This is a genomic window from Massilia sp. Masssp93, assembly GCF_059491295.1.
In genome coordinates this window covers 5,114,843-5,128,508 of the sequence record NZ_CP168502.1, presented here as the reverse complement: position 1 = coordinate 5,128,508, position 13,666 = coordinate 5,114,843, and the positions used below count along the sequence as shown (strand labels likewise).

Genomic DNA, 13,666 nt, shown 5'->3' with positions numbered 1-13,666 from the left:
GTTCCGGGCCGTCCTCAGACGCCGTGCGCCAGCTTCTTGAGGCCTTCCGGATCGCGGATGATCAACCGGTGCGCATCCTTTTGCGCGATGCCCAGCTGGGTGAGCGTGAGCAGGGCGCGCGTGACCGTCTCGCGGCTGGTGTTGACCATGTTCGCGATGTCCTGGTGGGTGGGCAGGTTCTCGACGACGATCGGGGCGCCCGGTTCCTGCGACTGCTTCTGCATCTGCATCAGGTACGTATAGATGCGCTTGGCCGTGTTGTTAATGCTGAGCAGGGCGCGCAATTCGGAGTCGCGCTGGATCTTTTGCGCGAGGTGGGTGAGCATGTGCCGCGCCACCGACGGCGAGTGGGCGAACAGGTGCATGGCCGTGGGCGCCGGCAAAAAGCCGACCAGCACGTCCGTCATCGCGACGACCGAGGCCGAACGCGTCGAATTGTTGATCAGGGCGATTTCGCCGAAGAAGTCGCCCGGCGCGAGCATGCGCAGGCCGATCGCACGGCCGTCCTCGGTCACGTCGATGACCTGCAGCTGGCCGGACAACAGGAACATCAGGCCGTCGCCATGGCCGCCTTTCTGCAGCACGATGTCGCGCTTGTTGTATTGGCGGATGCGCATGTCCTGCTTGACGCGGATGATTTCCTCGTCGTTCAGCTCCGCCAGCAGCGGGATCTTGCGCAGGTGGATCTGGATCTGCCTTTCCTCGGCCGGGGGCGCAGCCGCGGGGACGGGATCCATGCGTTGCATTTCCTTCGTCGTGGACGTCATGGGCTTCATCTGGAAAACATGTGGATGCACTCGGCGCACAGCGCGACCGTCGCGATGCCCGCGGCGTTGGCGCCGATGTCGCGCCAGGAGAATCCGCGGTCCGGCACGAGCGCCTGCAGGCATTCGATCAGCCAGCCGCCGAGCAACAGGCCGAGGAGCCACAAGGCCGCTTCGGTCCGGTCGTGCGCGATGCGCAGGGCTAACAGGCTCAGGCCGGCAAAGCTCGCGAAATGCAGCAATTTATCGTTGGGCAGCGAGGACGGCAGCCAGCGGTTCGGCACCAGGCAGCCAGCGACGACTGCGACGCCCGCCATGCCCAGCAACAGCATATCCACAACCATCCGTTCCGCTATCCTCATTCCGACCAGGCATGATTGTATACGGTCGAGGTCGCAACAGGGCGCAATTCTCGCGCCGGTGCGGCATTTTCGCAGCTTAGCAGAGTGAAAAGGTCAGGCGCGTTCGCGTGGACGCGCGGGCGCCACGGTGGCCTCCGCGCCATGGGCGGTACGGCGCAGCAGGCGCCGCACCGTGCGCAGCGCGGGGGCTTCCACGAGGTGCCAGCTGAGCACGGCCAGCGCGCCCGTCACGAGCAGACCCAGCGCCAGCAGCCGCCAGTGGCCGAGCGGCGCGAAGGCGGTGCGCAGCATCAGCAGCACGGGCCAGTGATAGATGTAGATGCCATACGAATAATCGTGGCGTTGCAGGTGGCCGGCGACGGGCAGCCGGACGCTCCCGACGGCCAGCGCCAGCGTGCCCGCCACCAGCAGGATGCCGAACCAGGTCAGCGGGCTTGGCGTCAGGGCGGCCGAACGTGTCCAGTTGAGGCCGGCCAGCGCCAGCGCGCACGCGACGTGGCGCCAGCCGACGCGCAGGTCGCGCGCCAGCGTGTGCAGCAGCATGCCGGTCAGGAACAGCGACCACAGGCGCGTCTCCCACACATAGCCGCCGATCACGTCCGGGAACAGGTTCGCCGCGGCCAGCAGGAACAGCGCGGCGCCGCGCATCCACGTGCGCAGCGGCAGCGCGGCCGACAGGCCGACCAGCGCCACCACCACATACATCCGGCCTTCCCAGTACAGGGTCCACAGCGGCCCGTTCAGCGTCTCGCCGCCGAATACGCCGGGCAGCTTGAGTTCTTCCGGCGGGATGATGTAGTGCAGCCAGTGCAGCGTGGTGTTGCCGAAGATGTAGCGCCACGGCGCCGGCGCCAGCATGCCGCGCCAGCCGGTGCTCGAAAACAGGCCGACCGCGAGCGCCGTCGTCAACAGCAGGCACACGAACAGGCCGGGCACGATGCGCGCGACGCGGCGCAGTGCATAGCGGCCCAGGTGCGGGTCGCGTTCCCAGCTCTGGCTGATGAAGATGCCGCTGATCAGGAAGAACACGCCGACGGCCAGCGCGCCGAGGTCGGTGTGCGGCGCCAGCAGCGGGCTGACGGGGTCGGACGCGCCGGGCCGCGCCGAATTCATCGGGAAGGCGTGAAAGACGACCACGAGCGTGGCGCATACGAGCCGGACGAGGTTGAAGCCGTTGTCGTGCGAGGCCGTGGCCTGTTCGAGGGTGCGTGCGGTCATGTCAGAAACCCTGCCATTGCCAGCTCAGCTGCAACTGGCGGTCGGTGTACTGGAAAATCGAAATGTTCTCGTGGTTGCGCACGATGCGTCCTTCCAGCTGCAGCGACTGGTTCTTGCCGAGCGCGTAGGTGACGCTCGCGCGTCCGATGTCGGTCGACTGCGCGCGGATCTTGTCGATCAGGCCGGGCGAATAGGCTTCGTTCCCGGTCCAGTCCTGGTGCACATAGCCCAGCTCGGCGCTGGCGCGCTCGCCCAGGCGGCGCCGGTACAGCAGGTTGGCGTACCAGCCGTCGCGGTCGCCGCCGGGGCGCAGGGCCAGCGCATGATCGCGCTGCGCGCCGAGGCTGGCGCTGGCATACATCGTGTCGTTGCGGTGCGTGAACTGGGCGCGCAGCTCCGCGACGTTCGAATCGAAATTCGTCAGCGCCAGATACTGGTTGTACGTGAGGCTGCCGACCACGCTGAACTGGGTGCTGTTCGGCAGCGGCAGCGGCGGCCCGACGCGCACCTGCACCTGGGCCTGGTGCTGGTAGGGGCGGCCGCCCAGCGTGATCATGCCGAGGGCGCCGCTGGTGCGCAGGCTCCAGCGGCGGAACCGCCATGGCGCCTCGACGCCGGCGAACAGCGAGGCGCTGTCGTAGGCGTGCAGGGCGTCGTAGTGGCGCAGCTGGAACTGGGCGAAGCCGACGACGCCGTTGGGCGTCAGTTCGCGCGTGGCGTCGCCGTTCAGGAACGTGTACTGGTCGTGCTTCGGGACGAAATCGTCGGTCAGGGTCTGCTCGTAGTGGCCTTCCGGGCCGTCGAACACATACGTGCGCGAGCTCGCCCCCTGGTTGACGTTCGACTCGATGCCGCGCCCGAGCCCGAGCAGCAGCGACGTCGTGGGATGCCAGTGCGCGCAGCCTTCCTCGCGCGCCTGGGCGATCAGTTCCAGCAGGGCACGCGACGGCTGGAAGCGGCTCTCGATCGTCGCGAACATGCGCTCGGCCTCGTCGCCGTGGCCGAGCGCGCACTGCGTCATGGCCAGGTCGAACCAGGCGCCGGCATGCAGCGGTTCCTGCTGGACCAGCTGCGCCAGCTCGCGCGACGCGTCGCTGCGGCGGCCTTCGGAGATCGATTGCAGGGCTTGCTGGTAGAGGTCGGGCTGGTCGCTGCCGGCGCCGGTCTGGGCGTGGACAGGCGCGGCCCACAGGCAGGCGAGCAGGGCGGACCAGGCCGCGCGGCCGAACGTCGTGCGCGTCATGCGGGCTGCCCGGGCGTGCCGGCCGGGGCGGCGGCGTGCGCGGCCCGGTCCAGCGTGTACAGGATGGTCGGACGGCCCTTGCCGCGCAAATGGCGTTCGCCCAGCAGCAGGAAGCGGTGGCGGCAGGCGCGTTCGACGGCGCCGGCGCCGACGATCACGTCGTGCGGGAAATCGCGGGCGGCCTGCTCCAGGCGCGCCGCCGTGTTGACGCTGTCGCCCACGGCCGTGTAGATGCTGCGGAACGAGGTGCCGAAGTCGCCCGCCATCGCCGGGCCGCTCTCGATGCCGATGCGCACCCGCAGCGGCGGATGCCCCGCGCGCTGGCGCTCGGCCGAGAGGAGCGCGACGCGCTCCAGGATCTCGCAGGCGGCGTCCAGCGCCAGGTCGGTATGCTGCTCGAGCGGCAGCGGCGCGCCCCAGAACGCGACCAGGCCGTCGCCCGTGTACTTGTCGAGCGTGCCCTGCTGCGCCATCACGGGGCCGGTCAGGCAGTCGAGGAATTCGCGCGTCAGGCGTGACGCGTCTTCCAGCGACAGGTTCTCGACCTGGCTCGTATAGCCTTCCATGTCGGCGACCATCGTCGTCACGTCCAGGTGGCGCGGCTGCAGGGCATTGTCCAGGTCGCTGCGCAGCAGTTGCTCGACGACCTTGGGCGCGACGTACTGGCGCAAGGTGTCGAGCAGGCGGCGCGACTTGCGCTGCGCCTGCTGCCACTGATGGGGCACGGCCACGGCCAGCAGGAACAGATTGGTCGCCAGCGGACCGGTGGTCGCGAACACGGGATCGTGGCGGCTGGTGAAATAGGCCACGACGATCCACAGCAGCGACAGCACGCCCAGCAGGGCCACGCTGGCGATGGCCGGCAGGCGCGGAAAGGCGACGACGGCCAGCAAGGCGGACAGCAGTCCGAACGCGCAGGCGAACAGGCGTCCCGGCCACGGCGCCGGGCTCGTGCCCTGTTGCCGGTCGAGCAGGTCGGACAGCACGGCCGCCTGCACGCCCAGTCCCGGGCGGCTGCTGGCGTGCGGCGTCGCGACGCGGTCGCCCAGGCCCATCGACGACGAACCGACCAGCACCAGCCGGCCGCTGGCGCTGGCGGGATCGATGCGTTCGTCGAGGATGTCGGCGGCGCTGGTCACCGTCCACGCGTTCCAGTCGCGCTTGTAGGACAGGCGCATCAGGCCGGTGTCGTCCAGCGCCAGCGGCGGCTTGCCGCTGCAGCAATCGACCAGGGCCAGGGCCAGTGCCGGATACTGCAGGCCGCCGAACGTGGTGACGAGCGGCACCCGGCGCAGCGCGCCGTCCGGATCGGGAATGAAACCGATGTTGCCGACGTGGGCCGCGCGCGCCAGGCCGGCGTGGTTGGCGAAATACCCCGTCGCCTCGATGCCGCCGGCACGGTAGACGTTGCCGGCGCCGGCGGGCACGCCGTTGCGCAGCGCTTGCGGGCGCAGGTGCGCGAAATCGAAGTCGAACGCCTGGGCCAGTACCAGCGGACCATGTTGCGCGAGCAGGGCCAGGCGGGTGTCGCCCGCCGCGTCGAGCGGCTCCGGCATCACGATGTCGAGCGCCACGCCGCGCGCGGCATAGCGGGTCAGCAGGATCTCGACGAGGTCGGCGATGCGCGCACGCGGCCACGGCCAGGGGCCAAGCTTGTTCAGGCTGGCTTCGTCGATGTCGACGATGAGGATGCGCGGGTCGGGTGCATCCGTTGATCGCAGGCGGATAAACGCGTCACGAAGCAATTCGTTGCCAAAAAACGACATCTGTCCAGATTGTCCCCATTGCGACCAGAACGTCAGCAAAACGGCCGCGACAGCGATGGCGACCCGCGCCAGCACGGGCGTGCTGCGGTCCGGACGGGGCGTGGATGTGGAGAAAAAGGGGTATTGCACCAGCTGCCTTGGATTCTGGAAACGGCGGTTGTTGGACATAACTCTGAAGTATAACGCGTTGCGTATGCCCCCAAGTAACAAGTTGAAGCACTCCAGTATCGAACAATACGCCCGAGTTTGCTCTAAAATGTGATGGCCGTCACAGAAGGAGCGATTGCTGCTCCGGAATAATGGCAAATGAGGAAAAAGATCATGCTGCGTCACGCCACCTTCATCGCCATCACGACCATTGCTTGCATTGCGCAGGCCCGGGCAGCCGAGGCCGGCCGCGTCATATTTGCCGCCGGCGTCACGCAGGTGGCCGAGCGGGCGGGCGCGGAAGGCATGGCGGTGCAGGAGGGCGACCTGCTGACCACCGGCACGGATGGGTTCCTGTATGTCAAGACGCCGGACAACGGCCTGTTCATCCTGCGCCCGAGCACCCGGGCCCGGATCGCCGCCTACCATATCGACAAGGCCAATCCGGCCAACAGCCGCTTCAAGCTCGAGCTGCTCGCCGGTGTGGCGCGCAGCAAGTCGGGCGATGCGGTCAAGCTGGCGCGCCAGAATTTCCGTTTCAATACGCCGGTCGCGGCGATCGGCGTGCGCGGGACCGATTTCACCGTCTACCATGAGCACGACACGTCGCGCGTCGTCGTCTTCACGGGCGGCATCATCGTCAGCGGCTTCGGCGGCGGTTGCCGGCCGGAAGGCGGCGGCCCCTGCGAAGGCGCGGCCAGCCGCGAACTGACGGCGGCCCAGCGCGGCCTGCTGCTGCAGGTGAAGCGCGGCGAAACGGCGCCGCAGCTGCTGAGCGGCGCGACGGGGCCCGACCAGGTGTCGCCGCCGCGCAGCGACGAGCCGCTGGCCCCGGTCCTGGACGCCAAGAAGAGCGAATCGGTGGCCCAGATCGTGCCGCCGGCAGCGCAGCAACCGGCGCCGCCCGTGGTGGTGGCGCCGCCGCCGGTGGTCGACGTCGATACCCCGCCGGCCAATCCGCGCGCCCTGCAGTGGGGCCGCTGGGCACCGCTGCTGGGCGAGCAGGCGACCGCCGGCCTCGTGGGTCCGGCCGGCGCCGAACGTATCCTGGGCGGTAATTTCGTGCTGTTCCGCACCGCGGGCGACGCCTACGTCGCGCCCGAGCGCGGCAGCGTGAGCTTCTCGTTGAAGGATGGGCAGGCTTATATCACCAACGACGATCCGGCCAAGGCCGCGGTCGCCGGCGCGATGCAGAACGGCCAGCTGAACGTGGATTTCGGCACGCGCAGCTTCGCGACGACCTTCGACCTGGTCGGCGGCGGTTCGACCTATAAACTGTACGCGCAGGGCGACGTGGCGTCGAACGGCCGCATCGGCAACAACCCGGGCCTGAAGCCGGTGACCAACAACATGAGCGTGGACGGCTTCCTCAGCAATGCCGGCGGCGGCAGCGCCGGCTATATCTTCCATTCGCGCCTGGACGATGCACGAACCGCTAACGGCGTCACCTATTGGACGCACTGACGCGCCTGAAATGCATATATATAAATGGATGAGCAAACAAAAACCCCGGATTTCCGGGGTTTTTCTTTTGGAGTCAATGCCAATTCTCACGAATTGTTACCGATTGTAAGAAATTCGGGGCGGCAGTAGGCATGGTTCCATACATTGCATCGCCCGTCGATGCCGGGCGAACGGGACAAAACTCTCTCTTTGTCACTGGGGAATTATCTCGGTTGCATGTTTTATCACGGCTTGCGTTTATTGTTTGACTTGTTAATAATAATCGGCCAATTTGAATTGATGGCTGATACAAGTTAGTGACAAAAAATCTTGGGTTTTGTGATGCCCATCACATTAACGTCACTATTCGCTCTGTCATCATTCGGACCGTTGGATTGCAGGGACATCCGAATCTGCAAATAACCTCGATTGAATTTCTTTAGGAGCTTTAGATGGGTGTTTATACCGAAGCAGTACAGCAGCTGTACGTTGCTTACTTTAACCGTCCGGCCGATGTCGCTGGCCTGACCTACTGGGAAGGCGTTGTTGCGAATGCCAACGGCAGCACCGCTGCTGTGTCGGCTGCTTTCGCTGGTTCGGCTGAGTACAAAGCTGCTTACGCCAACATGGACGCTTACCACGTCGTCGCCCAGGTGTACCAGAACCTGTTCGGCCACGCGCCGGACCTGCCGGGTCTGAACTTCTGGGGCCAGGCTCTGCTCGCCGGCCAGATGACCGTCGACAACGTCGTGACCCAGATCGCCGCCGGCGCACAGGGCAGCGACATGACCGCCTACAACAACAAGGTTGCCGCTGCAACCGCGTTCACCGCAGCCCTGGACACCCCGGCTGAAGTGCTGGGTTACGACGGCGACGCCGCCAACGCAGCCGCCAAGACCTTCATCAGCAGCGTGACCGACGACGCTTCGCTGGCAGCCGCCATCGCGCCGGCCGCCCTGAACGCCACCGTGTCGGGCATCGTCGACGTCCACAACGTCGGCCAGACGTTCACCCTGACCGGTGCCCAGGACATCATCGTCGGCACCGCCGGCAATGACACCATCAATGTCACGACCTTCAATCCGACCACCGGCGCAACCGGCGTGACGAACCTGACCGCGATCGACAGCATCGACGGCGGCGCAGGCAAGGACGTCCTGAACCTGGACCAGACCGGCGGCCTCAACAGCGTGTCGGGCGTGACCATCAAGAACATCGAGACCGTCAACCTGACCGGCGCAGTTACGGCTGACGCATCGGTCTTCCAGGGCGCGACGAACATCAACTTCGACGCAACCGCCACGTCCGTGACGAAGCTGGCAGCGGGCACCACCGTGTCGTTCAGCGGCTCGACGGCCGACCTGACCGTCGGCGCGGCCGGCGCGTCGGCTAACGTTGCGCTGAACAACGTCGCTGAAGCTGCAGCCCTGAACGTTGGCGGTTCGACCCTGGCATCCGTGACCGTCTCGGGCACCCGTGCCGACACCAACGGCGACGGCGCAATGCCGGCCCAGACCCTGAACGTCACCGTCGGCAAGGACGTCCAGTCGCTGACCCTGACCACCAACCAGGCAACGTCCCTGAGCGTCGCCCAGACCACGGGTTCGACCAAGGCCTTCACCACGATCAGCGCATCGGCTTCGACCGGCGGCCTGACCATCGACGGCACCAGCAACACCAGCCTGGCCAACGTCACCACCGGCACCGGTAACGACGTCGTTACCCTCGCCGCAGTGACCTCGGCAGCCACGAGCTCGGCTGCTGCTGTCAACGCAACGGTCTCGACCGGCGACGGCGCAGACACGATCTACGTCAACAGCACCGGCGACGGCATGACCACGGTCGACGCCGGCGCAGGCAACGACAAGATCAGCGTGTCGGCCACCACCGGCCCGGTCACGGTCCTGGGCGGCGCAGGTAACGATACCGTCACCATCGACAAAGTCCTGGCAACCACCGACGTCATCAACGGCGGCGACGGTACCGACACGATCTCGTTCGCTGGCGCAGGCGCTCGCACCGCCGACGACTACATCGTGTTCAACAAGCTGGTCACCGGCTTCGAAACCCTGAGCTTCTCGACCGCCGAAACCGGTCTGGACGCTTCGAAGCTGGCCGCTACCTACACCGGTATCGACCTGGCAACGGGCAGCATCATCACCGGCGTGGGCACCCAGGCAATCACCGCCCACGGTGATGTCGACCTGACCGCTGCTGGCTACGTCGCTACCAAGACTTACGCCGGCACCCTGGGCGTCTCCGAGTCGGCTACCGGCGCTGTCGTCGTCAAGGCCGACGTCCTGAACCTGGCTGTCAAGGCCGCCGCTGCTGGCGACGTGACCGCGACCCTGTCGGGCGACGTGCGCACTGCAAACGTCACGCTGACCAACACCGTGGACAGCGCAAGCAACACGACCGCTGACCGCGTGGCTCACTTCGTCCTCGACAACACCTCGACCGACACCGCGCTGGCTACCCTGACCCTGAGCGGTTCGGGCGATGCAAACGTGACCAACGCCGGCGGCAAGCTGGTGACCGTGGACGCGTCGGGCCTGAACGGCACGTCGGCTGTGGCTGCCAACAACGGCGCTGCTCTGAGCGGCCTGACCTACACGTCGTCGAACACCTCGGCCGAAACCATCAAGCTGGGTGCCGCTGTCGACACCATCACGCTGAACGCTTCGACCTACGGCTCGATGGACACCGTGACCGGCCTGAAGCTGGTCGCGAACAGCGCCGCCGATGCTCTGACCTCGGCTTCCGACCACCTCACCGTGGGCGCGATCGACGGCCCAGTGGCCAAGTTCACCACGACCCAGACCGACATCGATCTGGCACTGAAGGACGCAGCTGCTTCGAGCAAGGGCGACAACCTGGTGTTCCAACTGGGCGGCGACACCTACGTCTTCCACGACGCAGGCACCCCGGGCCAGATCGACGCGGCTGACACCGTCGTCAAGATCACCGGCGCCGTGGATCTGGACACCCTGATCCTGGCCCTGGGCCACAACGTCTAAGTCGTCATCGCTACCTGACGCCGCGGCGCCTCCTCCGGGAGAAACCGCGGCGGCTGGAAGCACAAGCCAGGTTCGTCCTGGCTTTTCATTTCGTACCGGTCGGCGCTTCGCCAAACGATGTTTCTGCAGTGCTGTCGAATGCGGGCCATGCCTGCTGAGTTTCAGCGCAAATGGAATGCGCATGGCGGCACGTCCGGTAGCGAGAGTAAAAGGCATGCCCACGGCATGCCTTTTTGTTTATGCGCCACGCCGGCAGGCGGCCGGGCTGCCGGCCCGGACTGGCCTTTGCGCGCCCTTCCTTGAGCACCCTACGTCCACCTGATGACGTCCTGTCCGGTGCCGCGGTGAGTGCCCCCGATGTTGCTCGCCCACGTCGTTCAACGTGCGAGCAGCGCGTATTCATTAAAGTTTGGTTACGAAAATGTGATGTACGTCACATTATTCAGCGGTTTTGCGCGATAATGTGTCGCCCGCTCAGCTTAATTACTCTCAAGCATGAAGCGTGACCCTGGCGCGATCGCGCCGCATTCCCGGTGCTCCCAAACAAATGAAAAGCAAACTCTTTGACAAGAAAAACGAAATCGGACAGGTCCTGCTCATGTTCAAGAGCACGTTCTGGACGGTGGGGACGTTCAGCGCCATCAGCAACCTCCTGATGCTCGTGCCGTCCTTGTACATGCTGCAGGTCTACGACCGCGTGCTGCAGAGCCGCAACGAGATCACGCTGCTGATGCTGACCCTGCTGATGCTGGGCGCGTATCTGATCGTCGCCGGCCTGGAGTTGACCCGTTCCTTTGTCCTCGTGCGCGTCGGCGCCAAGCTCGACATGCAACTGAACAAGCGCGTCTATTCGGCAGCGTTCGAGCAGAACCTCAAGAGCGCCGGCGGCAACGCGGGCCAGGCCCTGACCGACCTGACCACGCTGCGCCAGTTCTTGACCGGCAATGCGCTGTTCGCGTTCTTCGATGCGCCGTGGTTTCCGATCTACCTGATCGTCATCTTCCTGTTCGAACCGGAACTGGGCCTGTTCGCGCTCGGCGGCACCATCGTGCTGATCATCCTGGCCGTCATCAACGACCGCGTCACGCGCCAGCCGCTGAAGGATGCCAACACCATGGCGATCGCGTCGTCGGCCCTGGCGACCAACAACCTGCGCAACGCCGAGGTGATCGAATCGATGGGCATGCTGCCCAACCTGATGCAGCGCTGGTACAAGATGCACGGCAAGTTCCTGCACCTGCAGGCGGAGGCCAGCGAGGCCGCCGGCAAGATTTCCGCCGTTACCAAGTTCGTGCAGCTGGCGCAGCAGTCGCTGGTGCTGGGCTTCGGCGCGCTGCTGGTGCTCGAGAACAAGATCACGGCCGGCATGATGATCGCCGCGTCGATCCTCGTCGGCCGCGCCCTGCAGCCGGTGCAGCAGCTGATCGGCGTGTGGAAGTCCTGGGGCAGCGTGCGCAGCGCCTACGAGCGCCTGACCACCTTGCTGGAAACGAATCCCGCACGCGAAGCGGGCATGCCGCTGCCGAAGCCGCAGGGCGCGCTGTCGGTCGAAGGCGTCACCGCCGCGCCGCCGGGCTCCCGGAATGCCGTCGTGCGCGGCCTGAGCTTCGCGATCGCGCCGGGCGACGTGCTGGGCGTGATCGGCCCGAGCGGCTCCGGCAAGTCGACGCTGGCGCGCCTGCTGGTCGGCGTGTGGCCGGCACTCGGCGGCAAGGTGCGCCTGGACGGCGCCGACATCTATGCCTGGAACAAGGGCGAGCTGGGGCCGCACATCGGCTACCTGCCGCAGGACATCGAACTGTTCGGCGGTACCGTCAGCGAAAACATCGCCCGCTTCGGCGACATGGATCCCGAGAAGGTCGTGCAGGCGGCCAAGCGCGCCGGCGTGCACGACATGATCCTGCACATGCCGGACGGCTACGACACCCGCCTGGGCGACGGCGGCGCCGGCCTGTCCGGCGGCCAGAAGCAGCGCCTGGGCCTGGCGCGCGCCATGTACGGCGACCCGGCCCTGATCGTGCTCGACGAACCGAATTCGAACCTCGACGACATCGGCGAACAAGCCCTCGTGGTGGCGGTCCAGGACCTGCGCCAGCGCGGCAAGACCATCGTCCTGATCACGCACCGTACCAGCATCATCGGCGCGACGAACAAGCTGCTGTTGCTGCGCGAAGGCGCCGCACAGATGTTCGGCCCGACGAGCGACGTGCTGGCGGCGCTGCAGCAGCAGGCCCAGGCCGCGCAGCAGGCTGCACAGCAGGCCACGGCGCGCCAGCAGGCTCCGGCACAACAACAGGCACAGGCCGCCGGCCAGGCGACCGCGGCCCAGGAAGGGAAGTAAATGAAACTCATTGAGAACAAGTCAAAAGCGGCGGAAGTCATCGCGCACGACGTGACGCCGCTCGAAGTGAATACCGATGCACGTCCGTACAGCCGGCTCGGCTGGCTGATCGTGCTGCTCGGCGTCGGCGGCTTCCTGTTGTGGGCGCTGACGGCGCCGCTCGACAAGGGCGTGCCGCTGTCCGGCACCGTGGCCAAGGAGTCGAACCGCAAGGCCGTGCAGTACCAGCAGGGCGGCACGATCCAGGAAATCCTCGTGAAGGATGGCGACGTCGTCAAGGCCGGCCAGACGGTCGTGCGCATGAATCCCGTGGTCGCGAAGTCGGCCTTCGAGATCACCGACAGCCAGTACCTGACCTCGCGCGCCACCGAGGCGCGCCTGGAAGCGGAGCGCGACGGCCGCAAGACGATCGCCTTCCCGCCCGACCTCGAACAGCGCAGGAGCGACCCGCGCGTGGCCGAGCTGATGACCCTGCAGAGCCAGCTGCTGGCGTCGCGCACCAGCTCCCTGCAGAGCGAGCTGTCCGGCATGGACGAGAGCATCGCCGGCCTGAAGGTGCAGATCAAGGGCCTGGAAGAGTCGCGCGACAGCAAGAAGGAGCAGATCAAGCTGCTGAAGGAGCAACTGGACGGCATGCGCGACCTCGCCAAGGAAGGCTATGTGGCGCGCAACCGCATGCTGGAACTGGAGCGCACCTATGCCCAGCTGCAGGGCGCGATCTCGGAAGACATCGGCAACATCGGGCGCGCGCGCAGCCAGGTGATCGAGCTCACGCTGCGCAAGTCGCAACGCACGCAGGACTACCAGAAGGAAGTACGCACCCAGCTCGCCGATACCCAGAAGGAAGCCGAAGCCCTGGGCGCGCGCCTGGAAGCGCAGAAGTATGACCTGGCCAACGTCGAGGTCAAGGCGCCGGTGGCCGGCACCGTGGTCGGCCTGGCCGTGTTCACCAACGGCGGCGTCGTCAACCCGGGCTTCAAGATGATGGACATCGTGCCGTCCGGCGACCCGCTGATCATCGAAGGCCAGCTGCCGGTCAACCTGGTCGACAAGGTGCACGACGGCCTGAAGGTCGAGTTGATCTTTGCCGCCTTCAATACCAACCGCACGCCGCATATCGAGGGCGAGGTGGAAACCGTGTCGGCCGACCGCAGCGTCGACGAACGCACCGGCACTCCGTACTACAAGGTGCGCGTGAAGGTAACGCCGGCCGGCCAGAAGATGATCGCGGCCCACAAGCTGAACATCATCCCCGGCATGCCGGTGGAACTGTTCGTCAACACTGGCGAGCGCACGATGATGAACTACCTGCTCAAGCCGGTGTTCGATCGCGCCAAGTCGTCGATGTCGGAGGACTGATCCGCG

The 13,666-nt window shown here is 66.3% G+C and carries 9 protein-coding genes; 4 read left to right on the top strand and 5 right to left on the bottom strand.

The features are described 5' to 3' along the window. Nucleotides 1-14: 14 nt before the first annotated feature. The 5 genes from ACEN9Q_RS21165 to ACEN9Q_RS21145 all read right to left on the bottom strand — a co-directional run bounded on the left by ACEN9Q_RS21165 (nucleotide 15) and on the right by ACEN9Q_RS21145 (nucleotide 5,428). Nucleotides 15-737 (bottom strand): Crp/Fnr family transcriptional regulator, encoded by a 723-nt coding sequence (locus ACEN9Q_RS21165; RefSeq protein ID WP_157202132.1) that lies wholly within the window; start codon nucleotides 735-737, stop codon nucleotides 15-17. 35 nt (nucleotides 738-772) lie between these two features. After that, complete coding sequence (locus ACEN9Q_RS21160) at nucleotides 773-1,108, bottom strand: VanZ family protein (protein WP_056449846.1); 336 nt, start codon at nucleotides 1,106-1,108, stop codon at nucleotides 773-775. A gap of 111 nt (nucleotides 1,109-1,219) precedes the next feature. Further along, complete coding sequence (locus ACEN9Q_RS21155) at nucleotides 1,220-2,344, bottom strand: acyltransferase family protein (RefSeq protein WP_495625933.1); 1,125 nt, start codon at nucleotides 2,342-2,344, stop codon at nucleotides 1,220-1,222. 1 nt (nucleotide 2,345) lies between these two features. Then, nucleotides 2,346-3,587, bottom strand: a complete 1,242-nt coding sequence (locus ACEN9Q_RS21150) for a tetratricopeptide repeat protein (RefSeq protein WP_056449842.1) — start codon at nucleotides 3,585-3,587, stop codon at nucleotides 2,346-2,348. Beyond that, nucleotides 3,584-5,428, bottom strand: coding sequence for a CHASE2 domain-containing protein (locus tag ACEN9Q_RS21145; protein ID WP_267874988.1), 1,845 nt, complete (start codon nucleotides 5,426-5,428; stop codon nucleotides 3,584-3,586). The genes ACEN9Q_RS21150 and ACEN9Q_RS21145 overlap by 4 nt, the downstream gene beginning before the upstream one ends. Before the next feature lie 246 nt (nucleotides 5,429-5,674). On the opposite strand from ACEN9Q_RS21145, the gene ACEN9Q_RS21140 reads away from it, so the two are divergent. The 4 genes from ACEN9Q_RS21140 (at nucleotide 5,675) to ACEN9Q_RS21125 (ending at nucleotide 13,660) form a co-directional block, all read left to right on the top strand. Then, a complete protein-coding gene (locus ACEN9Q_RS21140) occupies nucleotides 5,675-6,964 on the top strand; it encodes a FecR family protein (protein WP_495625932.1) in 1,290 nt (429 codons plus the stop codon). 431 nt (nucleotides 6,965-7,395) lie between these two features. Next, complete coding sequence (locus ACEN9Q_RS21135) at nucleotides 7,396-9,960, top strand: DUF4214 domain-containing protein (RefSeq protein ID WP_495625931.1); 2,565 nt, start codon at nucleotides 7,396-7,398, stop codon at nucleotides 9,958-9,960. Between the two features lie 547 nt (nucleotides 9,961-10,507). Beyond that, a complete protein-coding gene (locus tag ACEN9Q_RS21130) occupies nucleotides 10,508-12,301 on the top strand; it encodes a type I secretion system permease/ATPase (RefSeq protein WP_495625930.1) in 1,794 nt (597 codons plus the stop codon). After that, nucleotides 12,302-13,660: an HlyD family type I secretion periplasmic adaptor subunit gene (locus ACEN9Q_RS21125; RefSeq protein WP_056449835.1), complete on the top strand. Its 1,359-nt coding sequence runs from the start codon at nucleotides 12,302-12,304 to the stop codon at nucleotides 13,658-13,660. It begins immediately after the preceding gene. Nucleotides 13,661-13,666 lie beyond the last annotated feature (6 nt).

Bases quoted from the DNA above. Each gene is read 5' to 3' on its own strand.
- ACEN9Q_RS21165 (WP_157202132.1), bottom strand. From the start codon at position 737: ATGGATCCCGTCCCCGCGGCTGCGCCCCCGGCCGAGGAAAGGCAGATC.
- ACEN9Q_RS21135 (WP_495625931.1), top strand. From the start codon at position 7,396: ATGGGTGTTTATACCGAAGCAGTACAGCAGCTGTACGTTGCTTACTTT.
- ACEN9Q_RS21140 (WP_495625932.1), top strand. From the start codon at position 5,675: ATGCTGCGTCACGCCACCTTCATCGCCATCACGACCATTGCTTGCATT.
- ACEN9Q_RS21160 (WP_056449846.1), bottom strand. From the start codon at position 1,108: ATGGTTGTGGATATGCTGTTGCTGGGCATGGCGGGCGTCGCAGTCGTC.
- ACEN9Q_RS21150 (WP_056449842.1), bottom strand. From the start codon at position 3,587: ATGACGCGCACGACGTTCGGCCGCGCGGCCTGGTCCGCCCTGCTCGCC.
- ACEN9Q_RS21125 (WP_056449835.1), top strand. From the start codon at position 12,302: ATGAAACTCATTGAGAACAAGTCAAAAGCGGCGGAAGTCATCGCGCAC.
- ACEN9Q_RS21130 (WP_495625930.1), top strand. From the start codon at position 10,508: ATGAAAAGCAAACTCTTTGACAAGAAAAACGAAATCGGACAGGTCCTG.
- ACEN9Q_RS21155 (WP_495625933.1), bottom strand. From the start codon at position 2,344: ATGACCGCACGCACCCTCGAACAGGCCACGGCCTCGCACGACAACGGC.